Annotated in this window: 23 protein-coding genes and 1 tRNA gene; 14 read left to right on the top strand and 10 right to left on the bottom strand. The window is 47.3% G+C overall.

Annotation, left to right across the window (positions count from 1 at the left end; all coding sequences use genetic code 11):
* Position 1 precedes the first annotated feature (1 nt).
* From ABV409_RS13585 to ABV409_RS13570, 4 genes are all read left to right on the top strand, one after another.
* Entirely contained in the window at positions 2-715 is a 714-nt protein-coding gene (locus tag ABV409_RS13585) for a gluconate 2-dehydrogenase subunit 3 family protein (RefSeq protein WP_353878131.1), read from the top strand.
* Positions 716-724: 9 nt separating this feature from the next.
* The gene (locus ABV409_RS13580; protein ID WP_353878130.1) at positions 725-1,552 is read left to right on the top strand and encodes a sugar phosphate isomerase/epimerase family protein; all 828 of its coding nucleotides are present in this window, start codon (positions 725-727) and stop codon (positions 1,550-1,552) included.
* Between the two features lie 52 nt (positions 1,553-1,604).
* Positions 1,605-2,015: a 6-pyruvoyl trahydropterin synthase family protein gene (locus ABV409_RS13575; protein ID WP_353878129.1), complete on the top strand. Its 411-nt coding sequence runs from the start codon at positions 1,605-1,607 to the stop codon at positions 2,013-2,015.
* 28 nt (positions 2,016-2,043) lie between these two features.
* Positions 2,044-2,121, top strand: a tRNA-Val gene (locus ABV409_RS13570).
* Positions 2,122-2,232: 111 nt separating this feature from the next.
* Here ABV409_RS13570 and ABV409_RS13565 read toward each other — a convergent pair.
* From ABV409_RS13565 to gldJ, 5 genes are all read right to left on the bottom strand, one after another.
* Positions 2,233-3,534, bottom strand: coding sequence for a type II toxin-antitoxin system HipA family toxin (locus tag ABV409_RS13565; protein WP_353878128.1), 1,302 nt, complete (start codon positions 3,532-3,534; stop codon positions 2,233-2,235).
* Entirely contained in the window at positions 3,528-3,881 is a 354-nt protein-coding gene (locus ABV409_RS13560; protein WP_353878127.1) for a helix-turn-helix domain-containing protein, read from the bottom strand. Before ABV409_RS13560 ends, ABV409_RS13565 begins: the two co-directional genes overlap by 7 nt.
* Before the next feature lie 266 nt (positions 3,882-4,147).
* Positions 4,148-4,519, bottom strand: a complete 372-nt coding sequence (locus tag ABV409_RS13555; protein WP_353878126.1) for a thiol-disulfide oxidoreductase DCC family protein — start codon at positions 4,517-4,519, stop codon at positions 4,148-4,150.
* Positions 4,520-4,611: 92 nt separating this feature from the next.
* Positions 4,612-5,886 carry a UDP-N-acetylmuramoyl-tripeptide--D-alanyl-D-alanine ligase gene (locus tag ABV409_RS13550; protein ID WP_353878125.1) on the bottom strand — a complete coding sequence of 425 codons (1,275 nt, stop codon included), beginning with the start codon at positions 5,884-5,886 and terminating at the stop codon, positions 4,612-4,614.
* Positions 5,887-5,946: 60 nt separating this feature from the next.
* Positions 5,947-7,608, bottom strand: coding sequence for a gliding motility lipoprotein GldJ (gene gldJ / locus ABV409_RS13545; protein WP_353878124.1), 1,662 nt, complete (start codon positions 7,606-7,608; stop codon positions 5,947-5,949).
* Positions 7,609-7,962: 354 nt separating this feature from the next.
* On the opposite strand from gldJ, the gene porV reads away from it, so the two are divergent.
* The 6 genes from porV (at position 7,963) to ABV409_RS13515 (ending at position 14,207) form a co-directional block, all read left to right on the top strand.
* Complete coding sequence (gene porV / locus ABV409_RS13540; RefSeq protein ID WP_353878123.1) at positions 7,963-9,105, top strand: type IX secretion system outer membrane channel protein PorV; 1,143 nt, start codon at positions 7,963-7,965, stop codon at positions 9,103-9,105.
* A 72-nt stretch (positions 9,106-9,177) separates the two neighbouring features.
* A complete protein-coding gene (cdd, locus tag ABV409_RS13535) occupies positions 9,178-9,672 on the top strand; it encodes a cytidine deaminase (RefSeq protein WP_353878122.1) in 495 nt (164 codons plus the stop codon).
* Positions 9,673-9,753: 81 nt separating this feature from the next.
* Positions 9,754-10,752, top strand: coding sequence for a pyruvate dehydrogenase (acetyl-transferring) E1 component subunit alpha (pdhA, locus tag ABV409_RS13530; protein WP_353878121.1), 999 nt, complete (start codon positions 9,754-9,756; stop codon positions 10,750-10,752).
* Positions 10,753-10,755: 3 nt separating this feature from the next.
* A complete protein-coding gene (locus ABV409_RS13525; RefSeq protein ID WP_353878120.1) occupies positions 10,756-12,384 on the top strand; it encodes a dihydrolipoamide acetyltransferase family protein in 1,629 nt (542 codons plus the stop codon).
* A gap of 81 nt (positions 12,385-12,465) precedes the next feature.
* Positions 12,466-13,500 carry a M28 family metallopeptidase gene (locus ABV409_RS13520; protein ID WP_353878119.1) on the top strand — a complete coding sequence of 345 codons (1,035 nt, stop codon included), beginning with the start codon at positions 12,466-12,468 and terminating at the stop codon, positions 13,498-13,500.
* Between the two features lie 26 nt (positions 13,501-13,526).
* The gene (locus ABV409_RS13515) at positions 13,527-14,207 is read left to right on the top strand and encodes an SDR family NAD(P)-dependent oxidoreductase (RefSeq protein WP_353878118.1); all 681 of its coding nucleotides are present in this window, start codon (positions 13,527-13,529) and stop codon (positions 14,205-14,207) included.
* Here ABV409_RS13515 and ABV409_RS13510 read toward each other — a convergent pair.
* Together ABV409_RS13510 and ABV409_RS13505 are read right to left on the bottom strand one after the other, a co-directional pair.
* Positions 14,196-14,816: a peptidylprolyl isomerase gene (locus tag ABV409_RS13510; protein ID WP_353878117.1), complete on the bottom strand. Its 621-nt coding sequence runs from the start codon at positions 14,814-14,816 to the stop codon at positions 14,196-14,198. The two genes, ABV409_RS13515 and ABV409_RS13510, sit on opposite strands and share 12 nt — an antisense overlap.
* A 32-nt stretch (positions 14,817-14,848) precedes the next feature.
* A complete protein-coding gene (locus ABV409_RS13505; RefSeq protein WP_353878116.1) occupies positions 14,849-17,221 on the bottom strand; it encodes an alpha-L-rhamnosidase-related protein in 2,373 nt (790 codons plus the stop codon).
* Positions 17,222-17,322: 101 nt separating this feature from the next.
* On the opposite strand from ABV409_RS13505, the gene ABV409_RS13500 reads away from it, so the two are divergent.
* The 3 genes from ABV409_RS13500 to ABV409_RS13490 are packed head-to-tail and all read left to right on the top strand — an operon-like array spanning position 17,323 to position 20,462.
* Complete coding sequence (locus ABV409_RS13500; RefSeq protein ID WP_353878180.1) at positions 17,323-17,925, top strand: SprT-like domain-containing protein; 603 nt, start codon at positions 17,323-17,325, stop codon at positions 17,923-17,925.
* 9 nt (positions 17,926-17,934) lie between these two features.
* Positions 17,935-19,014 carry a mannose-1-phosphate guanylyltransferase gene (locus ABV409_RS13495; RefSeq protein WP_353878115.1) on the top strand — a complete coding sequence of 360 codons (1,080 nt, stop codon included), beginning with the start codon at positions 17,935-17,937 and terminating at the stop codon, positions 19,012-19,014.
* A 5-nt stretch (positions 19,015-19,019) separates the two neighbouring features.
* Entirely contained in the window at positions 19,020-20,462 is a 1,443-nt protein-coding gene (locus ABV409_RS13490) for a DUF389 domain-containing protein (RefSeq protein ID WP_353878114.1), read from the top strand.
* Here the strand turns inward: ABV409_RS13490 and ABV409_RS13485 are convergent, their stop codons facing one another.
* Positions 20,463-21,230, bottom strand: coding sequence for an ABC transporter ATP-binding protein (locus ABV409_RS13485; protein ID WP_353878113.1), 768 nt, complete (start codon positions 21,228-21,230; stop codon positions 20,463-20,465).
* A complete protein-coding gene (locus ABV409_RS13480) occupies positions 21,230-21,979 on the bottom strand; it encodes an MlaE family ABC transporter permease (RefSeq protein ID WP_353878112.1) in 750 nt (249 codons plus the stop codon). Before ABV409_RS13480 ends, ABV409_RS13485 begins: the two co-directional genes overlap by 1 nt.
* Before the next feature lie 102 nt (positions 21,980-22,081).
* Between ABV409_RS13480 and pafA the strand changes: the two genes are divergently transcribed.
* On the top strand, positions 22,082-23,758 hold the full coding sequence (gene pafA, locus ABV409_RS13475) for an alkaline phosphatase PafA (protein ID WP_353878111.1): 1,677 nt from the start codon (positions 22,082-22,084) through the stop codon (positions 23,756-23,758).
* Here pafA and ABV409_RS13470 read toward each other — a convergent pair.
* Entirely contained in the window at positions 23,750-24,595 is an 846-nt protein-coding gene (locus ABV409_RS13470; RefSeq protein ID WP_353878110.1) for a glycosyltransferase family 2 protein, read from the bottom strand. The two genes, pafA and ABV409_RS13470, sit on opposite strands and share 9 nt — an antisense overlap.
* Positions 24,596-24,606 lie beyond the last annotated feature (11 nt).

The raw sequence follows: 24,606 nt of genomic DNA, 5'->3' as shown, positions 1-24,606 counted from the left end.
CATGGACAGAAGGAAAAGTATACAGACCATCATTTTAGGTGCCTCTGCCTCGGCCATTGCCTTTCACGGGTGCCGCACCGAGAGCGATAGTGCCGTAGATACTCCGGCGACCGCCGATCCCAAATACTTTGGGCGGACCCCCGAAGAGTTGGAACGGCTCGAAAAATTGAATGCCGAAACCTTGTTCAATGCGCATGAAATGGAGACTATTGCCGTTTTGAGTACGGTAATCCTTCCTCCGAAGGAACCGCATGGCGGTCCTTTAGAGGCCGATGTGCCTGAATTCATTGAGTTTATGGGCAAAGACCTGCCCGAAATGCAGATGACCCTTTTGGGTGGATTGATGTGGTTGGACCATAAAAGCAATACCGAATTCGGTTTGGAATTCAAATCGGCAAGTCTAGAGCAACAACGGCAGATCTGCGATGAGATCTGCTGGCATGATCCTGAAGTATCCTTGGACGAACAGGCCTTGGAGATCCAGTTTTTCGCTCTGATGCGGAATTTGGTCGTCTGCGGGTATTATACCTCTAAAGTGGGAATTGCCGATTTAGGATATAAAGGCAATATGCCCAATGTTTGGGATGGGGTACCTGAAGATGTACTGGCCCAGCATGGGGTATCTTATGATCCCGAATGGTTGGCCAAATGTGTCGATCAAAGCAAAAGGGGCGTTATCGCCGAATGGGATGAAAATGGGAATTTATTGACCTAAACCTGGGCTATGTTTTCGCGACTTCTCTCGAGCTTGCTTCTTCTGGTGGTTTTCACACCTTTGGAATTGCGGTCCCAAGAGGTCGGGCTCCAATTGTACAGTCTTCGTAATCAGTTCGAGAACGATGTGCCGGCCACTTTTACCCTTATCAAGAACTGGGGCATTACCAAAATCGAAGGTGGCGCGGTTACCTATGGCGTTTCCGAAGAACGGTTCAAGGGGCTATTGCAGGAGCATGGTCTCGAAGTCGTTAGTATCGGGGCTTCTTATCAAGAGTTGAAGAAAGATCCGCGGATCGCACTAGACCGGGCCAAGGGTTTTGGGACGCGTTTCGTGATGTGTCCATGGATTCCCCATGGAAAACGGTTTACCCTAAAAGACGCGAAGAAGGCAGTGGGGGTGTTCAATGCGGCCGGACAGGTTTTGGCGACCGCTGGTATTACCTTGCTGTATCATCCGCACGGGTATGAATTCGAAGCTCATGCAGGTGGAACGGTTTTCGATTTCATGGCCCGGAGCGCCCAATATTTCGCTTTTGAACTCGATATCTTTTGGGCCCGGCATGCCGGTGTCGATCCTCTTGACTTATTGAAGGCCTATCCAGGTCAATTCAAGACCCTTCATTTAAAGGACATGCGAAAAGGTGCGGTGGGCGATGGAACCGGTAGGCAAGACGTTGAAGACAGCGTCGCCTTGGGGACGGGTTCGCTTGCCGTTGCAGAGATCGTGAAGTTGGCCCGAAAACAAGGGGTGGTGTATCTATTTCTGGAAGACGAATCGTCGGCGGTGCTTACCCAAATCCCAAAAAGCCTGGCTTTTTTGGAAACCATTGATTGAATGTAGGCCAATCTCCCTTTTTGACTTAAATTTGCAGCCCAAGTTGCGATAGATGGTATCAACGATTTGTAGAAAAGCACACTTTAATGCCGCCCATAGGTTGCACAATCCGAAATGGAGCGATGCCAAGAACCTTGAGGTATTTGGCAAGTGCAACAGTCCGTATTACCACGGCCACAATTTTGAGTTGGAAGTGCGTATTCGGGGTACTGTAGATCCCGATACCGGATTTGTGATGGATTTGGCGGTTTTAGGGAAGTTGATCAAGGAGGAGGTCGAAGAGCGTTTCGATCACAAGAACCTGAACGAAGACTGTCCTGAATTCGAAGGCTTGTTGCCTTCGACGGAATATTTCGTCAAAATCATCTATGATATCTTGAAGCCGAAGCTTGAAAATGGGCAATTATTGCATATTACGCTGCATGAAACGCAAAAGAATTCGGCAGAATATGGTGATTGGTGACAAATTTCCGATATTGCAGCACTTTTTTGGAGTATTAGCTCAGTTGGTTTAGAGCGCTGCCTTGACAGGGCAGAGGTCACTGGTTCGAATCCAGTATACTCCACCAGCTTAGAAAACCTTGTTATTACTGTGATAGCAAGGTTTTTTTGTTCAGGTCCGAATCGATTCCGGTGCACCGAAATATCCAGGATGTTATGGCTGTTCCTGATACGGCGTCTTAGAAGGTGTTCAGGTTTTCCGCGATGCGTTTTTTAAGATCTTCGCGTAGGTCGACCTGCTCGGCGTAATGTTGCCATTGCGAAACCGTGGCATTGATGGTGTCGATGATCTTTGCGCCTTTTTTAATGTTGTTGTCGGTAGCCAAGGTCATTAGGTCGTCTTTGGTGATATCGCGGCGTTTGCCATTGACGCTAAGCGTCTGTTGGTTGACCCAATAGTTGTTCGGGTCATAGGCGAAACAGAGATCATAAGCCGGGGCCAATCGCCATTCGGCGTTTTTTTTAAGCAGAAAGGAAAAGTTTTTGGTGTGGTCGTCATAGTTCGTCGCAATGACATTGAACACCATTCTGCGGAAGAGTTGTTCGGCTTCCGGATAGGTCAATCGCAACTGGCGCATGGTTTGAAAGAGCTGCTCGTAGCTAAAGCCGTACATGTCATTGAAATCATAATGTTGCAAACCGCATAGCGATTGGATATGATGCCTTTCATTATCCTCACGGTCGAAGCGTTTGGTCATAAAATGGGCCCTGCCGTTTTCTTCGAGCAGTTGGCAGGCGGTCATCTCGATGCCACAATCTATCGCCATCAAGTGGTAGGCGTATTCGACCCGGCCCCATCCCGAACTTTCGCCGAACTGCTCGCCACTGACCCCGTCGAGTTTGAGCAGCCAATGTTCGAAACCTTTGGGGACCTTTCCTTGTCCGGAACGTATTTCTTTTGTTTTCGGATGGTAGGCAATAACGGCCTTGGGTCTGGCGCCGCCCGCAGAGGTGCCGATTTTGAGGATGTCCGTCATGGCTTTTTCCCCGTCCTTATCGAGATGGGTCAAAAAACGCTCCCGTTCGTTCAGCATTTTTTTGGCCACTTCGACCAGGCTGTCCATCACCAAAGGAAAGGTGCGGGTCGCCGGTTTGTGTTGGGTAGGACGGAATTCCAAGGCGCCCATGGCCCTTGTGCCGATGAAACAGAGTTTTTCTACGGGGTTCATGCTGTTCGCGGGTCGTCCTTGGCGGGCCAGCCAGGTGTCGATCAATCGATTGCCGTATTTATCGGGTAAGGCGTCTGAAAGTAAGCCGGGCAGTCCTTTAAAGGTGTCTTCCGTTTCATCCCGTCCTTTGCGCAATTCCGGAAAACTGAAGATGCGTTGTCCTTGGTCCAGGGGCATCTTGATGGGCGAAAGCTCCCAGCCGGTATCCTGAAATTCGGGAGCATATTGAAAATAGCCCAGTTTTTGGCTGTCGTCCCATCGAACGGCGCCTACCAATGTTCCCCAGATATGTACCTCGGCGACATCTACCATCCCAAATCACTGTTTTCTTCGGTATTCCGCTTTTTCGGGGATGCCTGTTTTCGTTCTTTCCGCTTTAGCTTGGCATATTCAAGAGGACTGATCTGTTCGCGTATCGCGAAGGCGTCCATAACGTGTAACAGGTCGAGAACGCGCAATACTTGGATGAAGCTATCGATACGAACTTTTTCCCCGCGTTCGAGCAAACTTAGTGTGGAACGACTGATCCCAGCGTCGTTGGCGACATGGGTCTGCGATTTGTTTTGGTTCAACCGATGCGATTGGATGAAAGAACCAATGGTTTCCAGTAGGGCTTTATCGGATAGTGACTGCCATTTATTGTATGATATATCATTCATAATTGTGTATTTATGAATTAAATGAATGTTATCTCATACAAATATAGATAATATTTATAGAAAAAGAAAAAGAATGAATGACATATCACTCAAAAAGAATATAAATATATTAAATTGAATGAAATGTCATTCAATTTAATAACAATTAAAAGACTGTTTGTGGAGCATCTTCCCCTACCTGGACTCGGTCTAGGAAATCGATATACAAAAGTCGAAATGCCTTGCTTTCAGCGGAATGTTCAAAGATTCAATCCGTGCTTAGGGATTCAAAAACTTACCGTACAGGAAGTCGATCGGCCGAACCAACGTACGCGGTTCTTGGATGCTAGATTGTAAATGGTATCCCTGATGATTCGTGGGATAAAGGCCAACAAGGCGGCAACCAAACGCCATTTGGGGATTTGGGATACGATTTTCAAGAAACCGTCCGAATGGGTATGTGCTCCCAACTGGTCTATGAAAATCACGGTGGTCAGCGATTCGGTCGGAAAGCCATAAGAACGCAACAGTTCTTGACCTCTAGGGGACTGAAAGGCCACGAATTCGAAAATGTCTTCAGGGGCAAACCTCAATAACCATCCAACGACCCCGTTGCAGAGGTTGCACTCGCCGTCAAAAATGATGATGTTCTTTTCCATAGTTGGTTTCTTTATGCACTATGGGTCGTAAGAAACCGGGCTTCTTTTCAATCGAATCCGCTAAATATCAATATTTTGGAAAAATTTATGAATTATAAGTCGTTCAAGAGTCGCTCAAGGGCCATGCCTCGCGAACCTTTGATCAATACATGGGTAGCTGGGCCGATCAGCTTGGGGAGGTCGGCCTCTAGGGTCTCGAAGTCGGCATATTGCGGGTGGTCGGTCCGAATTCCGGCGAAGTGTTCCCCCACAAAAACAATGCTGTGGAATCCGAGTTTATCGGCCAAATCGGCGATGTTCTGGTGTTCTTCGGCCGAAGATCCACCCAATTCGAACATGTCACCCAAGAAAACCGCTTTGGTATTTCCGGGCATGCGATCAAAACTTTCCAAGGCGGCCTTCATGCTGGTAGGATTGGCATTGTATGCATCCAAGATCACCGTTTTGCCGTCGCGTTCCAAAATCTGGGATCGATTGTTTTCTGGGATGTAGCGCTCCAAGGCTTCCTTGATATGGTGTTCGGCCACATTAAAGTACTTTCCGATCAGTACCGCCATGCAGCAGTTCGGAAAATTATAGGTGCCGATCAGGTGGGTACGTACCTGCTTCCCTTCGAAACTGAGTTCGACAAAAGGTTCGGTACGTTCCAGAACGATATTGAAATACTGGGTGTCTTCTTGGCTAAACCCCACTTTTTTTACATAGCGGGCCAGTTTTTCTTTTTGTATCGGGTCATCGGCATTCATAAAAATATGGGCGTCATGATCTATGAGATACCGGTACAGTTCGCTTTTGCCTTTTATCACTCCTTCAACACCCCCAAAACCTTCAAGATGGGCCTTGCCGAAATTGGTGATCAATCCGAAATCGGGTTCGGCCAGTTTGCTCAACATTGCGATTTCCCCCTGGTGATTGGCGCCCATTTCGATTACGGCCAGTTCGGTTTCCTCGCTAAGGGTCAATAAGGTCAACGGTACCCCGATATGGTTGTTGAGGTTGCCTTGGGTCGCAAGGGTATTGAAGGTGGTGGCGAGTACGGCATGGATCAGTTCCTTGGTCGTCGTCTTGCCGTTGCTTCCGGTAAGTGCGATGACTTTTGCCTTGCAATATCGTCTGTGGTAAGTGGCCAATTGTTGTAGGCATTCCAAAACGTCATCCACCAATATGGTATCAGCTAGGCCAGCGTATGCGGTATCATCGACGATCGCTTTGACCGCTCCTTTTTCCAAGGCTTGTGCGGCGAAGGCGTTGCCATCGAAATTGGGTCCTTTTAGGGCGAAAAAGAGGCTTCCTTCTTCAATTTTTCGGGTGTCGGTGGTAACTTTTCGGTGGGCAAGGAATAGGGTGTGTAGCTGGGGTATGTCCATAAATCGAAGATAAAAAAAAGCCCCGAGGAAAACCCGGGGCTTTGGCAAAAGCAATTTTTTTTATCGCGATTTCTTGTGTCGAACCGTTTTGTTCTTCGACTTCGATTTTGAACCGACACGCGACATGGCGCAGCGGAACCCGATATCGTCGGTCGCCATATATTGTGGCAGGTAGCGACGTTGTGCTGGATCCAACCAGAAGGCCCGGTCTCTCCATGAACCTCCTTTGTATACCCTAACTTCATCATTGATTAGGGAGGTGCGGTAGTTCGAGGTATCGTATTGACGCAAGATCTTTCCGGTAGAGTCACGCTCCACCTTGTGTTTCGGGGCGTCGTACATTTTTCTGCTATCGTCGGCCTCATCGCTAAAGCGTTCGAAGAACCTGGAAGAACCGGCATCGCCATCACGATATCCACGGTTATCACTAGAGGAGAAGTTCGTTCTCAAATAGGTTTCCTCTTCACCTACGGGCACTTCCTTGATTTCTCCTGGAAGGTTCACCGCAACGATCTTGCCATTTGGAAGGGTGTCGTAAACGATTTCATCTTTGATGATATCGACCTTTCCTTCTTCGTTGATCGCTTTTTTCAAATAGATGTTACCACGGTAGTAGTTGAAGTCACTGATTTCGTCATCAACGATCGGACGGTAAACATCGGCGACCCATTCGGAAACGTTTCCTGCCATATCATACAATCCGAAATCGTTCGGTTTATACGATTTGACTTGGGCGGTGATATCGGCACCGTCGTCAGACCATCCTGCGATTCCGCCGTAATCCCCTTTTCCTTGTTTGAAGTTCGCCAATTGGTCACCACGACCAACGCGCTGTCCATTTCGGGTATAATCCCCTTCCCATGGATATTTTTTTCGTCCGCGATAATTGTTGTATTCACGGCTACCGATCAAGGCCTGTGCGGCGTATTCCCATTCCGTTTCCGTGGGTAATCGGTATTCTGGGGTGATCACACCCGTGCTACGCTTGGCGAACACGCTGATCGAATCCCGTTTTTGTTTTCCTTGAAGTGAGTCGATTTGACCGTTGTACACTGATTCCGGATTGTTCAAATACGCCTCTGTACTGAACGTTCCGTCAACTTCACCGCTAAGGGCACCGTACATGGCGTCTTCGGCAAGATAACCTTCTTTGACCAAGTTGATCTCATTGACCCTATCGGTACGCCATTCGGCATATTGCGTCGCTTGGACCCAATTGACACCAACGACCGGATATTCGGCATAGGCTGGGTGTCTTAGGTAGTTGTTGGTCATGGTTTCGTTGAAACCTAGTCTATTTCTCCAAACCAAAGTGTCGGGCAAGGCCCCTTTATAGATGTTCTCATAGGTAGGATTTTCCGGAGGATATACTTTTTTCAAGTAATCAAGGTATTCCATGTACATCTTATTGGTTACCTCGGTCTCGTCCATATAAAACGACTGCACATGTTGTTGTGTAGGTGTATTGTTCCAATCGTGCATGATATCGTCTTGTACCTTTCCTTTGGTAAAGGTTCCACCTTCGATGAACACGGTACCCGGTGGGGTTACTTGTTCCTTAAAGTCGGAATTGTACTGGAACCCACCATCTTTGGAATTGATTTTCCATCCAGTGGCTCTCGAGACATTTTTGGATGAAGAAGATGAGGAGTTTTTACAACTTGTGAATGACACTGCCACTGCCAAACAAGAAAGCACAATTTTTAAAGGGCTTTTTTTCATAATGAGGACTTGAGTTCACTAACCGGTCGCTATGTTCAAACCGGTACTTTGGTTTTATTCGATTTAAATCACTTTCGGCAATAGAACGAAAAGTTTGCCACAATATTTTATTCGGTTAAAATATTTGCAACGGCACTTTTTGAACTATCGTAAAGAAATAACGGTGACTGGGGGTTTATATTATGTTCGACTTAGGTCTTTAACAATCGAAATCGTATTTTGGCCGAACATTTCTTCGAAAAAAGGAAAAGGGGCATAAGAATTCGTTGAAATACCCGTTCATGTGTAATACGTCTAATTTTTTTTTGGTTTAATCCAAGATTTTAGACTTTCGAACCACTTTAAAAAAGAAAAATGAAAAAGTTATTGCTAATTGCGGTTCTTCTGCTTGCCTTTTCGGCAACTTCCCAACAAGAACGAACCATAACCACAGCCGTTCCCTTTTTGAACATTTCGGCCGATGCCCGGGCTTCCGGTATGGGTGATATGGGGGTTGCGACTTCGGTTGATGCATTTTCACAACAGTGGAACCCAGCGAAATACGCCTTCGCAACACGTAAGTCAGGTATCGGTGTAAGCTACACCCCGTATTTGGAAAGTATCGTGACCGACATCTCCCTTTTGAACGCGAATTACTTCAATAGGGTCGGTGAACGGGGGGCTTTCGCTTTCAGTATCCGATATTTCGGTCTTGGTGATATCGAATTACGCCAAACTATCGATGATTTGGGAACGACGGTCAGTCCGAACGAATTTTCGATCGACGGTTCGTATTCCCTACAATTGAGTGAGACCTTTTCGATGGCCGTCGGTGGCCGTTTTATCAGCTCGAACCTGAAGTTCCAAGATAGTGGTGCCGATTCGCAGGCCGCCAATGCCTTTGCAGTCGATGTTGCCGGTTTCTTCCAATCGCGCGAAGTAGCGTACAATGCCTTTGATGGGCGCTGGAGGGCCGGATTCAATATCTCGAACCTCGGTGGGAAATTACAATATGATGAAGGCGGTCAAGAGAACTTTTTGCCGACCAACTTGAAGTTCGGTGGTGGATTCGATTTTATTTTCGACCAGGACAATGTATTGGGGATCTACACCGAGTTCAACAAACTATTGGTGCCCACCCCACGGGATTTTACGGGAGATGGCTTGATTACCTCTGAAGATAACAATGAGTACCAACAAATCGGTTTTTTTAGCGGGGTCTTCGAATCTTTCGGGGATGCACCTGACGGTTTTAGCGAAGAATTGCAAGAGGTGACCTGGGCATTAGGTGCCGAATATAAATTTCAGGAAGCCTTCATGCTTCGGGCCGGTTACTTCAATGAAAACGAAAATAAGGGGGCAAGACAGTTCTTTACCCTTGGTGCCGGATTCCAGTTCAAATCGGCGCAGATCGATCTTTCATACTTGTTTTCGACCTCTCAAGTACGAAACCCGTTGGAGAATACACTACGATTCTCCCTTTCTTTCGATTTTGGGGAAGAGTTCTTCAACAATTGATGTTAAACGATATACGATACCAAAACCCCGTCTTCTGACGGGGTTTTTTTATTTTTAGGTAGTTTCGTGATTATGGGGACCAAGCGAATTGGATTTGAACTGACCGTTTACGATACGGTAGACGAGATGTCGAAAGATGATCAAGAGTTGTTGCATCAAGCGAATTTGGCGCGGGAAAAGGCGTATGCCCCTTATTCGAAATTCCATGTCGGGGCAGCCGTCTTGTTGGAAAACGGTACCGTGGTCTTGGGGAACAACCAAGAGAATGCGTCTTATCCGTCAGGCCTTTGTGCAGAACGGGTAGCCGTTTTCCATGCAGGGGCCAACCATCCCGGTGTGGCCATCAAGGCCATTGCCATCAGTGCCGTTTCAACTACTTCGAATGAAACCACCGCTCCGGCCGCTCCCTGCGGCAATTGTCGCCAGGCCATCGCTGAGTATGAACATAAACAAAAAGAACCCATTGCAATTTTGATGCAAGGGGCATCGACGACGGTTTACAAATGCCACGCCATCGCCGATTTGTTGCCATTGGCCTTTGACAACTCTTTTTTAGGGGATTCTTAATTCAAATATTTTCCGAAAACAGATATATACGTATTTTTGTTTTCCTTCGCGAATCGGAGGAATCGACAAATTGTTCATTTGATGAAAAAAATCACCAAGGAAGTTTACCTAAAGTGGTATGAGGATATGTTGTTCTGGCGCAAGTTCGAAGACAAACTAGCGGCTGTTTACATACAACAAAAAGTACGCGGATTCCTGCATTTATACAATGGTCAGGAAGCCGTCCTTGCAGGGGCGTTGCATGCGATGGACCTGACCAAGGACCGGATGATCACCGCCTATAGAAACCACGTTCAACCGATTGGTATGGGTGTAGATCCCAAAAAGGTCATGGCCGAACTCTACGGTAAGGTGACCGGAACCTCCAAAGGGATGGGGGGATCCATGCATATCTTTTCAAAGGAACACCGTTTCTACGGGGGCCATGGAATCGTTGGGGGTCAGATTCCCCTTGGGGCCGGATTGGCTTTTGCCGACAAATATTATAAACGCGATGCGGTCACGCTCTGTTATATGGGCGACGGTGCCGTACGACAAGGCTCCCTGCATGAAACGTTCAACTTGGCCATGCTTTGGCAGCTTCCGGTAGTCTTTATATGTGAGAACAACGGATATGCCATGGGAACTTCGGTGGCACGGACTTCATACTCGACCGAAATTTATAAACTGGGTTTGGGTTATGAAATGCCTTGTGGTGAGGTTGACGGAATGGATCCGGCGAACGTGGCCAAAGAAATGGACAAAGCCATCGAAAGGGCCCGTTCTGGTGGTGGACCGACTTTCCTTGAAATGAAGACGTATCGTTATCGCGGTCATTCCATGTCCGATGCCCAACACTACCGAACCAAGGAAGAAGTTGAGGAATACAAAAAAATCGACCCGATTACCCAGGTCAAAGATGTCATCCTTGAAAAGAACTATGCAAGCGAAGACGATTTGAAAGCAATCGATAAACGTGTCAAGGAACATGTGGCCGAATGCGAGAAGTTCGCTGAAGAGTCGGAGTTTCCACCGGTAGAACAACTCTATGACGTGGTTTACGAACAAGAAGATTATCCATTCATCAAACACAAACTTTAGGCAATGGCACAAGTGATCAATATGCCGCGGTTGAGCGATACCATGGAAGAAGGTACCGTTGCCAAATGGCTTAAAAATGTAGGGGATAAGGTCGAAGAAGGGGATATTTTGGCCGAAATCGAAACGGATAAAGCCACCATGGAATTCGAATCCTTTCATGAAGGCACCCTCTTGCATATCGGAATTGCCGAAGGTGATGGAGCCCCTGTTGATTCCCTTTTGGCCATCATTGGAGAAGAGGGCGAAGATATTTCAGGCCTATTGAACGGTCAGACAGCTGAAGCTCCAGCTGTAGAAGCAGTTGAACCTGTTACGGCAACAGAGGAGGCCCCAAGTCAGGCGGCCCCTGCGGCCATACCCGATGGGGTAGAGATCATCTCCATGCCCCGTTTGAGTGATACCATGGAAGAAGGCACCGTAGCGAGCTGGTTGAAACAAGTTGGTGATACCGTCGAAGAAGGTGATATCTTGGCCGAAATCGAAACTGACAAGGCTACCATGGAATTTGAATCGTTCTATTCCGGAACCCTGTTGCATATTGGTATCCAAGAAGGGGAAGGGGCCCCTGTAGACTCACTATTGGCGATCATCGGCCCTGAAGGAACCGATGTGAATGCGGTGTTGAGCGCATCGGCGAATCCGCAACCAGCAGCATCCGAACCAGCTCCGGTAGCCTCTGAAAAACCAGCTGCTACAACGGAAACAGCTGTTGAAGCGATTCCGGTAGCTGATGGGCAACGCGTATTCGTTTCCCCATTAGCCAAGAAAATGGCGGCAGACAAAGGCATCGACCTATCGACCGTAAAAGGGTCAGGAGATCACGGAAGGATCATCAAACGCGATATCGAAAACTATCAACCGTCTCAAGTAGCGGTGGCTGCTGCCCCAGCGGTTGCCGAACCTGCACAGAACGTAGCCGCACCTGTACAGATACAAGTGCCGGCCGGTCAAGAGCATAGCGAAGAAGTCAAGAATTCGACCATGCGTAAGGTAATCGCCAAGCGTTTGAGCGAATCGAAATTCACCGCACCACATTATTATTTGACCATCGAAGTCGATATGGATAATGCGAAGGCTTCAAGGGCCCAAATCAATGGACTGCCCGATACCAAGGTGTCGTTCAACGATATGGTATTGAAGGCCTGTGCCATGGCGCTGAAAAAACACCCTCAGGTGAATACGACTTGGAACGGTGATACTACCAGATACAACCAACACATCCATATCGGTGTGGCCGTCGCGGTAGATGATGGATTGGTCGTGCCTGTATTGAAGTTTACCGATCAGATGAGCCTAACACAAATCGGGGCTTCGGTCAAAGATTTGGCGGGTAGGTCAAGGACCAAAAAAATCAAGCCGGACGAGATGGAAGGGAGCACTTTTACGGTTTCCAACCTGGGAATGTTCGGTATCCTAGAATTTACCTCGATCATCAATCAACCCAATTCGGCCATATTATCCGTTGGGGCCATTGTAGAGAAGCCCGTCGTGAAACAAGGTGAGATCGTTGTGGGTAATACCATGAAAGTAACCTTGGCCTGTGACCACCGAACCGTTGATGGGGCAACAGGGGCGCAGTTCTTGCAGACCCTCAGGGCTTATCTTGAAAACCCGGTCACCATGCTGGCCTGATCGGCACGCAGAATGAAATGAACAAAAGCATCCGTAAGGATGCTTTTTTTATCTTTAATCCGATTCCAAAAGAGCATACCAATGGGCAAATTCGTTTTATATCTCGTGTTGACATTCGCCATGACCTGCGGGTCAGTGAAGAAAAACGACAATGGGTCACCTTCAAGTACGGTGGTCGACCCCAACGCACCTGATGGGGTAAAAGGTCGTGTCGAATCGGGGTCGGAGGCGCAAGGATTCACTGATGCCGATAAAGTCAATGAAATTATCAGCTATTTGGCCTCCGATGAACTGCAAGGCCGTGATTCGGGTAGTGAGGGCATCGCCTTGGCCGCTACCTTTATTGAATCCCGGTTTGAAGCAAGCGGTATCCAACCGTATTTTAGGACCTTTCGGGATACCCTTGGAAATTTTGAGGGCGATGCCTACAATGTCGTGGGGATGATCGAAGGAACGGATCCCGAATTGAAAAACGAATTCATCCTGATAGGGGCCCATTACGACCATATCGGTCTAATCGCCCCGGAGAATGGTGATGCCATCGCCAATGGAGCCAATGATAATGCATCAGGAACTACCGCGGTCCTGGAATTGGCACGTTATTTCGGAACTGTCAAAAACAATAAACGCAGTTTGATCTTTGCCCTGTTCAGTGCCGAGGAAAAGGGGTTGCTCGGATCAAAGCATTTGGCCAAAAGATTGAAAGAAGCTAATTTGGATCTTTATGCCATGCTGAACTTTGAAATGATCGGGGTTCCGTTGCAGGATAAGGATTATGAGCTGTATATCACAGGCTACTTAAAATCGAATTTGGCTGAAATAAGCAATGCCTATGCCGAGGGGAAATTGATCGGTTTCCTACCCACGGCGAAGCAATACAACCTATTCTTTCGATCTGATAATTACCCTTTTTTCAAAGAGTTCGGGGTGCCGTCACATACCTTTTGTACGTTTGATTTCACCAATTTCGCCTATTACCATAAAGTGGATGATGAAGTGACGGAGATCGATGTGGCCCATATGGCGGATATCATTAATAAAATGGTGCCTGTGGTTGCCGGTATTACCAATGCCAATGCCCAAGAAATCAAAATGAATCCGACATCCGAAGATTGAAAAGTCAAAAAAACGAATCGAGTTACATGGCTAAAAGGATTATAGTTACAGGAACAAGTAGGGGCATCGGATTCGAATTGGTGCGCCTATTCGCCGAAGCGGGGCATCAGGTATTGGCCTTATCACGCAATTCGAGCACGGTCAATGCGTTGGATCACCGAAATATCCAATGCATCTCCTGCGACATCGCCAATTCCGCTGATTTGGATCAGGTTTCGAAAATCATATCGGATTGGGACAGCGTTGATATTCTCATCAATAACGCCGGTCGGTTGTTGCATAAACCGTTTTCCGAAACCACGGCAGAAGATTTCGAATCGGTGTATAAAGTCAATGTATTCGGGTTGGCTGAATTGACCAGGCGTGCGCTTCCGAAAATGGGGGCATCAAGCCACGTGGTGACCATTAGTTCAATGGGAGGGATACAGGGGAGTATGAAGTTTCCGGGCCTTTCGGCCTATAGCTCCAGCAAAGCAGCCGTTATCACCTTGACCGAACTTTGGGCCGAGGAGTTCAAGGAAACCGGTCCCAGTTTCAATGTATTGGCGATTGGTGCCGTTCAAACGGAAATGTTGGCTGAAGCGTTTCCAGGGTATGAAGCGCCATTATCCGCACTTGAGATGGCTGAATACATCCAAAGTTTTGCCTTGACCGGCCATCGCTATTATAATGGAAAAGTGCTACAAGTCAGTAGTTCAACGCCCTGATTTGGCGATTACCTTAGCACTTAGAATGCGATCCAATTTGGGGTATTTCTCTAAAAAGCGGACTTCGTCTTCCAACATAAGTTGCAAGTCACTCATGGTCGAATCGGAATAACCGTCATAGAAGGCTTCTAAGACATCCATGCCCACGGTGACCTTTCCGAAGGCTGGAAATCCGACTACGTCAAGGTAGTTGATGGTGTCCAATCTCGAGTTGTCACGCAAGTTGATAAAGATATCCCCACTACGCGAATTCTTCCCCCCTCTTGCAAAACTCAATGTGCCTTTGGTATTGCTCTGTCGAACAGGTTCATCGGGTATCGGGGCCTTTTCCCAACCCGCGACCTCTTGGGCATTGTGCCCACCAAACTGAACGACAAAGTTCGGGTGGGTGCGGTAAGCCAATGAGCCGTCGAAATACCCGCTTTTGACCAAAGAGTAAAAACGATCGGCCGCTTCGGGTGAGGCCTGACGAACGACTTTAAGTTCAAATGGACCCTTTGAGGTGTCAAACCGAACCTCAAAGTGTTCTGGGGCCACACGATTTTTGAACGGCTGACTTGCGCATCCTAAGAGAATGACGGCCAAGACCCCATACGCAAGCCGTTTCATTGCCGACGGTAAACTTATTCTAACTTGACTGCTCATTCGCTACCATAACTGATTTCGACTTCGTTTGCTTTAGTCTCCAAGATATTTTCACTCAAGGTACCATTGGTGTAGTTCAGCGACGCTGATCCCGGGTCAGGGACTTTGATCTTTAGGGTCCAATCAGGGTCGGTCTTTTGGATACTAAGGGTCGTTTTTCCATTATTCTTTTTGTATTGGATGGAAATATTATTTTCGGCGACTTGAATGTTCTCGAGACTGGCTTCATCCCAATCCGAAGGCATCATGGGATCGATAACTACTTCTTTTTTGGCGGCATAGGGCCGCAGACCGAAAAACTGATGTACGATCGGGTAAGCAAAGCTATAAATGTTCCAAGCTTGTGTAATCATACCGTAGTCCGGAGAAACTTCATACATACTTCCCGGTAGGGCGTAGCTAAAGGTACGGGCCATACGGTTCAAGTAGTTCAATGCCTTGTCCGGTCTTCCATAGTTGTTTTCCGATATGGCCTGGACCCCGGTAGGCAAGGTCATTACCGCACCGGTATATGAAAAAATCTTACTGCCTTGAAAAGAGCCGTCATCAGAGCCTGCAGAAGCATCACGGTCGATACCGGTGACGAAGACCCCGAACGGATTGACGAAACGTTCGGCGACTTCCAAGGCCCTGACCGCCTTACTTGAATCGGCGATACCCATTTCCATAGGAGTATTGACTACCCAGTTATGGTGCATCACGAAGGGTCTTGGTTGGTCGGATGGATTTGCTTTGATGAAGTTTCTAGTGGCTTCGAGTTCTTCGATGGCCCAAGGTTTGTTCAAGGTGTCGGCCCGTACGATCGCATCTTCGATCAGATGAAGGGCTTGTTCGTCGGTTCCGATAAAATCGGCAAAGGAACCGAAATCTTCCGACCAAAAGGAACTGTTTATGCGTTCCGCTAGTGCTGTTGCCGTTTTCGCATAGGAATCGGACAACTCCGTTTCGCCCAATTCTTTGGCCATCATTGAGGCATCGTGAAAGGCTTTTTGGGTGTAGGCCGCTACATCGATCATTTCGCTATCAAGACCGTGGATTTCCATCATCCCGAATCCTTCAGGAAACAGGTTGCCATCAGTATCGTTTTCCGACAGCAGCCATTGCAACCCTTTTTTAACGGTCGGAAAATAGCGTGCTAGAAACTCCCTATCACCGTTCCACAAATAGGTGTTCCAAATCAGTGAGGCGAATTGGGGGGTTTCATTGATATTGCCGGGATTGAATACGGCGCCATTGGTCGACATCTCGTGAATGATCTTGCCATTTCCGTTAACCGCATTGGACACACTATCCAATAAAGCGATGGTATTGTAAACGGCTTCGGTTTGGCCGATGGCCATATACCCTTGTAAGGCATATTCACTATCGACACCGAACCACCAGGGATAATCGGGAATCCCGGCCGTAATGCCCGAACCGATTTCAGGGACCTCCCTGATCAACCAATCACAGTTGTACTTCAGCCATTCGAAGGTCTGTTCCAAATGTTTGTCCGGAATGGTAAGTTTGGTGCGTTGTGCTAAATCTTGGTATCTCTTCCGTTTTGCTTCCAACAAATGCACCCGATCATTAAGAAGGGTCCGCAGCGTGTTCCGTGCAGCTTTTTCATCACTGTACGAGCCCGCAATGGCAAAAGTGATGTTTTGTTGCTGGCCCGCTGTCAATTCCATGGTATAGGACAAGGAGCCCGAAGTCCCTTTTCCCTGATATTCCGAAAAAGTTCGGGCATGGGCAGTTGCAGGTTGATCTGCGGCGAAAATCGCATACCATGGGTTTTGGTTATCCTTGATTACCCAACCTCCGATTCCGTCGTCGAATTCGGCCTGGTCTTCCGAATCGATGAGATCGGTTCGTTCACCTAACCAGGTCGGACTCAGGTCTGAATGGCCGATAAAATCAAGTTCAAAAGCTTGATCGGTGTCCCCATTGTTGGTGATGGCGATTTCAATGACCAAACCTTCGGTATCGTCAGGTACGAATTGTAAGCGTTCAATGACCAATTGTTTGTCTTCAATAAGAAATCGATGTGTGTTTGCGAAAGGATAGTTGGTGAATTGTTCAGCCGCGTCCAAACCAAAGGACGTGTTGTCGAATCGCAAGGCGATGTCAAAACCGTCCATTAATTTTATGGGATGGTTCCAGATGCCCCCCATTTCACCTTTGATATGCCATCCGATTTCGGGGAACGTCCCATTTTGATGCCCGACCATGTAGACGCGATTGCCTGCTGTTACGTAGGGCGATTCCAAATAGGCCGCCTTTCCATCCATGCCATCGATTTGAGAAAGTACGGGGTGTAATTCATTGTTGGCTTTATCGGCACAAGACATGATAAGTACGAGGGCCAAAAGAAGGGTCGATTTTTTCATATTTGGAAATTGCTCAATTAAAAATACACAGATATCCGAAAACCCCACAAAGACCATCCTTTTTTCGTATCGAATGTAGTATTATGGAGTATTTTTGGGACGTGAACCAAGTATTGCTGAAGTATCTACCGGAACGGGCAGTAGGGCCATGTTTTGATTTGATCAAACAACATCAGGTTAACCTAAAGGTCGTCGATCATCGGGTCACCAGACATGGTGACTATCGCCGGATGCCTGATGGGATGCACCAAATCACGGTCAACGCTTCATTGAATCCGTATCGTTTTTTGGTCACCTTGATCCATGAGATCGCGCATTTGGTGGCTTTTGAAAAATTCGGTCGGCGGATCAAACCGCACGGCAAGGAATGGAAACTTACATTCAAATATTTGATGGTCCCGTTTATCAGGCCCGATATATTTCCGAACGAGTTGTTACCGCTGCTCGCCGCACACTTCAAAAATCCCAAAGCGAGTAGTAGTACGGATGCAAAGCTTTCCATTGCATTAAAAGCCTACGATGCAACACAAGATAATGGTACTTCTTACGTTTTTGAACTGCCTGCAGGTGCGATTTTCAAATTGTATAACGGAAAGTTGTACAAGAAGGGCAACAAGCGGGTCAAAAGGTATGAATGTACTGAACTGGAATCAGGAAAGACTTACTTGTTCCAACCCAATGCAGAAGTTCAATTGATCAATTAAACATACGAAATGAACAAAGATTATTACGCAGTATTGATGGCCGGGGGTGTCGGCTCTAGGTTTTGGCCGGTCAGTACGACCGAGAACCCCAAACAGTTCCATGATATGTTGGGCACGGGCAAGACCCTGATCCAAAAAACGTTCGACCGTTTGAATCGATTCATACCAACTGAGAACATCCTCATTTTGACCAATGAGCGTTACAACGATCTGGTCTTGGAACAGTTACCGGCGGTCACTCCTGAACAAGTCGTTTTGGAGCCTGCTATGCGCAATACCGCTCCATGTATTCTCTATGCGTCGATGAAAATCCAAAAGATGAACCCGAATGCCGTTATGATCGTGGCACCAAGTGATCATTGGATCGAAGACGAAGCGGCTTTCGAAAAGGATGTGAAAGCTTGCTTCGAAAAGTGTGCCAGCGAACCTGTGCTCTGTACGCTGGGAATTCAACCGACCTATCCGAATACCGGTTTCGGTTATATCGAATACAAAAAGGGTAGTGATGCCCCGATTAAGGAAGTGGACCAGTTTCGCGAGAAGCCCGATTTGGAAACCGCAAAGGAATTTTTGGCCCAAGGTAATTTTCTTTGGAATGCGGGTATCTTCATGTGGGGTGTCGAAACGATCATCAAGGCCTTCGAAAGTTACCAGCCCGAACAATTCGATCTCTTTGACGGAGGTATGAGCTGTTACAATACCCAAGATGAAAAAGCTTTTATCGACGACAACTACCCCAAAGCGGAGAACATCTCGATAGATTATGCTATATTGGAGCGATCGGATGCCATTTTCACCTTGCCCGCCACCTTTGATTGGAACGACCTGGGTACCTGGGGCGCCCTATATGAAAAGTTGGACAAGGATGCTGATGACAACGCCGTTGTGAACAGTGAGACCTTGCTCATGGATGCCAAGGGGAATATGATCCGATCCGATAGGGGTAAAGTCGTGGTCATCGACGGTCTCGAAGATTATATCATCGTCGACAAAGCGGATGTCTTGATGATTTACCCCAAAGCGAAGCAACAAGATATCAAAAAGGTCAGGGGCGCCGTACAAGAAAAGTTCGGCGACGGGTATGCCTAAAAAACATGGATAATACGAATAACGACAACCTTACCGATACGTCGGGCCATGAGGTCAAAAGGGATTTTCAAGGCCTTTTGGGCAGTGCCCGTAAATTCTTGTTCGAACTTTTAGAGATCCGCAGCAATACGGATCCCGTGGCCACAAAGGAGTCGATTATCGCCGATATTCCCTTTAAGGGGCATACTTCTTGGATCCTCATTTGTTCCATATTTATCGCTTCGGTCGGACTAAACGCGAATTCAACGGCCGTAGTCATTGGGGCGATGCTTATTTCCCCCTTAATGGGCCCTATTCTGGGGATGGGGATGTCGTTGGCGATCAATGATATCGATATGTTGCGCCGATCCTTGAAGAATTTTACGGTGATGGTGGTGTTGAGTGTATTGACGGCCTATCTGTTTTTCGCTTTATTTCCGTTGCGTGACGAATCTTCTGAACTGCTGGCCCGAACGGCACCGGATATCCGTGATGTACTAATCGCATTTTTCGGTGGTCTTGCTTTGGTGATCGCCCGTGCCAAGAAAGGTACGATTGCCAGTGTAATCTTCGGAGTTGCCATTGCTACGGCCCTGATGCCGCCTCTGTGCACCGTGGGCTTCGGTCTTGCCATTGGCAAGCCGCTATATGCCGCCGGGGCGATGTACCTTTTTGTCATCAATACCATATTTATTGGGTTAGCGACCTTTTTGGTCATCAAGTACCTACGTTTTCCCATGGTGCGGTATGCGAACTCAAGACGTAGGCGATTGATTGCCCGGTTGGCATCGTTGATAGGCTTGGCCGTTATGATACCCGCTGGAATTACTTTTTATGATGTGCTACAGGAGTCTTTGTTCAAAAGGGAAGCGCGTGATTTTTTAAAGGAGACCATCGAAGTATACCAGTTCAATTCCACTGGGGTCTATATGAAAGACTTCACCCGTCTGGAATACAACGGTGGTGAGAACCCCAGTATCAATTTGGTCTGTATGGGAGATGAGACCATACCCCAAAGCGTAATCAACACCTGGAACGTCCAGAAAAATGGATTCAAACGACTGAAAGAAGCGGATCTCAACGTTTTGCAAGGGGGCGATGGCGGGTCGGAAACGAATTTGAAATATGTTGATGAACTCTATGAGACCAAAAAAGCCGAAATCGTCAGCAAAGATGCCCAGATCAAAACCTTGGAAGAAGAAGTGCTGAACCTTAGGAAGACGGTTTCAAAACAAATCCCGTTTCAATCGATCAGTGCTGAAGCCAAAGCGAATTACACCAATTTGACGAACCTGAGCTTTGCGTATCAACTACAGACCGATTTCCAAAAGACCGATACCGTACCCGTATTCGAAGTGCAATGGAAGGAAGGATTACGCGATAAGGTCGTCAAGGAAGAGGAAGCCAAGCTTTTGAAGTGGCTGCGAATTCGGCTGAAGGATTCGACGATCCAGGTTAAGAAGTTGTAATCAATTACGCTCCTCGATATACATCTGCCGTACTTTTTTGAAAAGTTCCGACGAATAGACGAAATCCGTGACCGCCTTATTGTCGGTCTTAAAGATTTCCTTATTGGTGCCTTCCCATTCTTTATGCCCGTCTTTTAGGAAGATGATCTTTTCCCCGATTTCCATGACCGAATTCATATCATGGGTATTGATGACCGTCGTGATGTTGTACTCTTGGGTGATTTCTTGAATGAGATTGTCGATCAAAATCGCCGTTTTGGGATCAAGTCCAGAATTAGGTTCATCACAAAAGAGATAGGTGGGGTTCATAACGATGGCCCTTGCTATGGCCACCCTTTTTTTCATTCCCCCAGAGATTTCGGAAGGAAATTTTTTATGGGCATCGATCAAGTTGACCCGCTCCAAGACGAAATCGACCCGATCCTGCATCTCACCTTTACTCTTCTTGGTGAACATATCCATCGGGAACATCACATTCTGTTCTACGGTCATGGAGTCGAACAAGGCACTTCCTTGAAAGACCATTCCCATGTCTTGACGCAGGTCACGACGTTCACTTTGGGAGAGTTCCGAATAGATTTGACCACTATAAGCGATCGAGCCCTCTTCCGGTTCGAAAAGGCCTAAAAGACATTTTAAGAAAACGGTTTTACCCGATCCGCTCTGGCCGATGACCAAGTTCGTTTTGCCTTGGTCGAAACAGGTGTCGATGCCCTTGAGTACATGGGTATCACCGAATGATTTATGGATGTTCTTTACTTCGATCATCAGCCTAACAATAGTTGGGTCAAAACGTAATTCAAAATTATAATCACCACACTGGTCCATACAAAGGCCGTGGTACTTGCTTTTCCTACCTCCAGGGCACCACCTTTCATATAGAAGCCATGAAACGAAGGTACCGTTGCGATGACGAAGGCGAAAACCAAGGTTTTGATAAAAGCGTAGGTTACGTGAAACGGGGTGAAATCAAGTTGAAGTCCTTTAATGAACTCGCCACTCGGGGCATATTCACCAAAGACCGCAGCGACCCATCCACCCAAAACTCCGACATACATGGCAATAGCCACGGCGAAGGGGTACATGAACATGGCAATGATCTTTGGAAATACCAGATAGTTCAGCGAATTGACCCCCATGACCTCCAAGGCATCGATCTGTTCGGTCACCCGCATGGTACCGATACTGGAAGTAATGTAAGAGCCGACTTTACCGGCCATGATGATGGAGGTAAAAGTCGGGGCGAACTCCAAAATTACCGATTGTCTGGTAGCGAAACCGATCAGGCTTTTTGGCAAAAAAGGACTGTTCAGGTTTAGTGCGGTCTGAATGGTAACGACCCCTCCGATAAAGAAGGCAATGAAAATTATGATCCCCATTGAGCCGTAGATCAATTCATCGATTTCCTTTAAAATCAAGGATTTCATAATGGGCCATTTGGTCGGTTTTTTGAAAACCTCCCATACCATGATAAAGTATTTGCCAATGGCGCCGATATAATTGAGTAACATGCCCATGAAAGAATCTAAAGGTAAAAATAAGCATATTGCATTGCTTTTGACCTGCAATTAGATCTTTAAAAGCAATATTTGAATAGCTTTGCCCGAAAGCTTTCCGAAATGAAAAGAACCCGATTTTTTTTCTTAATCCTTATGGTATTGGCCTGCAACAACCTTGTTGGCCAACGTAGAACAAAATCAAAGAAGTCCACGGTGACCGAGATTTCTGACGAAGGGCCACGGTTGGTGGTTGGTATCGTTGTCGATCAAATGCGATTCGACTACCTGACCCGCTTTTGGGGCCATTATGGTGATGGTGGGTTCAAACGACTCGTAGGGGAAGGATTTAATTGTAAGAACCACCACTTCAATTATGCCCCAACCAGCACGGGTCCCGGCCATGCTTCGGTGTTTACCGGTACCACTCCCGCAGTACACGGTATCATAGGTAATGATTGGTACGACAAGGAAACGGAAAGTGAGGTTTATGTGGCGGGTGATGAAGCCTATGAAAGTGTAGGCTCAACAGGGAAGGCAGGTAAAATGTCACCACACCGCATGTTGACCACTACCATCACCGATCAAAACCGATTGCATACCCAGATGCGTGGCAAGACCATTGCGGTCGCCATTAAAGACCGAGGTGCCGTATTACCTGGTGGACATACGGCCAATGCCGCCTTTTGGTTCGAAGGAGGGGATGTAGGAAAATGGATTAGCAGTACGTATTACATGGAAGCCCTACCCGATTGGGCCACCGCGTTTAATGCTTCGGGCATCATCGCAGGTTATAAAAAGCCATGGACCACACTACATCCGATTGAATCGTATGTTGAAAGCGGGCCCGACGATTCCCCCTATGAGAGTCTTTTCGAAGACGAGCAAAAGCCCGTATTTCCCCATCAAAGTCCGAATTTGCTGAATAAGACCAAGGACTTTGAGATTTTGAAGTATACCGCCCATGGAAATAGCCTGACCCTTGATTTTGCCCTGGCCGCTTTAGCGGGCGAAAACTTGGGAAAAGACGAAGACACTGATTTCTTGACCATCAGTTTTTCGAGTACCGACTATATCGGCCATAAGTTCGGGGTGAATTCGAAAGAGATCCAAGATACCTATGTGCGTTTGGATCGCGACATTGAACGGCTATTGAATACCCTAGATGCGCAGGTTGGTGAAGGGCGCTACACGCTTTTCCTTACCGCGGATCATGGTGCCATTCATGTGCCTGCCTACTTGAAAGATCAAGGGATACCAGCGGGCTATCTTGATTTTAAGGCGCTTCGTGAGCGGTTCGATGCATTTTTGAAGTATAAGTACGGTACGACGGATATCGTAAAGACCATTAGCAATTACCAAGTCTTCTTGGATCATAAGGTCATCGACAATCTCGATATGGATTTGGACGATGTTCAGGAAGAAATGGCATTGGAGGTATTAAGATACGAGGGTATCGACAAGGTTTTTACCGGTTTTCAAATGTGGCAACAACACTTTTCGAGATCCTCAGGGGTCCCGTTTCTCATTCAACAGGGTTGGCATCAAAAACGATCCGGCGATGTGATTTTCGTGCAGCGGCCGGGCTATGTTTCCTATCCGCGAACGGGATCGACCCATGGATCACCTATGATCTATGACACCCATGTGCCCTTGTTGTTTTTTGGAAATGGGATTCAGCGTGGAGAGACAACCAGTAGAACGGAAATACCTGATGTCGCCCCGACTATTTCGGTATTGTTAGGGGCCGGATTTCCGAACGGTACTACGGGCACGCCGATTACGGAGGTTCTAGACTAACTTGTCTCGAATACCTTTCCAACGAAGGCTGCGAATAAACCGCCCTTCCGATGGGGTGACGTACCTTGCTTTTCGGGATACCAAAGCGCCAAGATAACCGACTATCCCATACACATACAATTTGGGATTTTTCGATTGCCAGGCCATTTTAAGTAAGGCGAGCTTCGCCAATATCAAGCCATAACGCATCTGGTATAAGGCGATACCTTTTGCCGTATGGTTTTGTTTTGAGTACCCATGTCCGGTCGGTCTGAGATGTTTCACGGCAAGTGATTTGATGGTTTTGACGTGAAAGTCATGGTACCGGGCCAAGAGCACATCGACCGTATCCCATCCAGTACCCATTCTAAGTCCCCCGATTTTCTCGAAACAGGCCTTGTGGTATAGTTTGATCGGCCCACGGACATGATTCGCATCGGCAATGCGTTCGTACATCCAATCAGCACCAGTGGCAACGAACAGCAATCCACCGCAAATACCCAGTTTCCAATCACTTTGGAAAGCCGCTTCCATGCTTTCGAAATACTTAGGGGGCAATACGATATCGGCATCGAATTTGCCGATCAATTCATGATCTTGGGTTTTGGATAAGCCAAAATTAAAGGCTGAAACTACTTTTGTACCCGGTAGGTGCCCGGGGTGGCTTTCATGTTTGAAAACCTTAATGAAAGCTTGCTTTTCAGCATACTTCGAGGCAATGTCAAAAGTGTCGTCCGTTGAACTATCGTCAACGACAATGACTTCATCAGGAAGACGGGTCTGCGCCACAATGGAATCCAGACAGGCCTTTAGGTAAGGGGCTTCGTTGTGTGCCGGTATGACGAGACTTATCCGCATGCTTCGATTTG

The organism is Flagellimonas algarum (assembly GCF_040513375.1).
Taxonomy (GTDB): Bacteria; Bacteroidota; Bacteroidia; order Flavobacteriales; family Flavobacteriaceae; genus Flagellimonas_B; species Flagellimonas_B algarum.
This window is presented reverse-complemented; position numbering and strand designations above follow the sequence as displayed.

Coding starts and splice junctions, on each gene's coding strand:
- ABV409_RS13585 (WP_353878131.1), top strand. CDS start 2: ATGGACAGAAGGAAAAGTATACAGACCATCATTTTAGGTGCCTCTGCC.
- ABV409_RS13580 (WP_353878130.1), top strand. CDS start 725: ATGTTTTCGCGACTTCTCTCGAGCTTGCTTCTTCTGGTGGTTTTCACA.
- ABV409_RS13575 (WP_353878129.1), top strand. CDS start 1,605: ATGGTATCAACGATTTGTAGAAAAGCACACTTTAATGCCGCCCATAGG.
- ABV409_RS13565 (WP_353878128.1), bottom strand. CDS start 3,534: ATGGTAGATGTCGCCGAGGTACATATCTGGGGAACATTGGTAGGCGCC.
- ABV409_RS13560 (WP_353878127.1), bottom strand. CDS start 3,881: ATGAATGATATATCATACAATAAATGGCAGTCACTATCCGATAAAGCC.
- ABV409_RS13555 (WP_353878126.1), bottom strand. CDS start 4,519: ATGGAAAAGAACATCATCATTTTTGACGGCGAGTGCAACCTCTGCAAC.
- ABV409_RS13550 (WP_353878125.1), bottom strand. CDS start 5,886: ATGGACATACCCCAGCTACACACCCTATTCCTTGCCCACCGAAAAGTT.
- gldJ (WP_353878124.1), bottom strand. CDS start 7,608: ATGAAAAAAAGCCCTTTAAAAATTGTGCTTTCTTGTTTGGCAGTGGCA.
- porV (WP_353878123.1), top strand. CDS start 7,963: ATGAAAAAGTTATTGCTAATTGCGGTTCTTCTGCTTGCCTTTTCGGCA.
- cdd (WP_353878122.1), top strand. CDS start 9,178: ATGGGGACCAAGCGAATTGGATTTGAACTGACCGTTTACGATACGGTA.
- pdhA (WP_353878121.1), top strand. CDS start 9,754: ATGAAAAAAATCACCAAGGAAGTTTACCTAAAGTGGTATGAGGATATG.
- ABV409_RS13525 (WP_353878120.1), top strand. CDS start 10,756: ATGGCACAAGTGATCAATATGCCGCGGTTGAGCGATACCATGGAAGAA.
- ABV409_RS13520 (WP_353878119.1), top strand. CDS start 12,466: ATGGGCAAATTCGTTTTATATCTCGTGTTGACATTCGCCATGACCTGC.
- ABV409_RS13515 (WP_353878118.1), top strand. CDS start 13,527: ATGGCTAAAAGGATTATAGTTACAGGAACAAGTAGGGGCATCGGATTC.
- ABV409_RS13510 (WP_353878117.1), bottom strand. CDS start 14,816: ATGAAACGGCTTGCGTATGGGGTCTTGGCCGTCATTCTCTTAGGATGC.
- ABV409_RS13505 (WP_353878116.1), bottom strand. CDS start 17,221: ATGAAAAAATCGACCCTTCTTTTGGCCCTCGTACTTATCATGTCTTGT.
- ABV409_RS13495 (WP_353878115.1), top strand. CDS start 17,935: ATGAACAAAGATTATTACGCAGTATTGATGGCCGGGGGTGTCGGCTCT.
- ABV409_RS13490 (WP_353878114.1), top strand. CDS start 19,020: ATGGATAATACGAATAACGACAACCTTACCGATACGTCGGGCCATGAG.
- ABV409_RS13485 (WP_353878113.1), bottom strand. CDS start 21,230: ATGATCGAAGTAAAGAACATCCATAAATCATTCGGTGATACCCATGTA.
- ABV409_RS13480 (WP_353878112.1), bottom strand. CDS start 21,979: ATGGGCATGTTACTCAATTATATCGGCGCCATTGGCAAATACTTTATC.
- pafA (WP_353878111.1), top strand. CDS start 22,082: ATGAAAAGAACCCGATTTTTTTTCTTAATCCTTATGGTATTGGCCTGC.
- ABV409_RS13470 (WP_353878110.1), bottom strand. CDS start 24,595: ATGCGGATAAGTCTCGTCATACCGGCACACAACGAAGCCCCTTACCTA.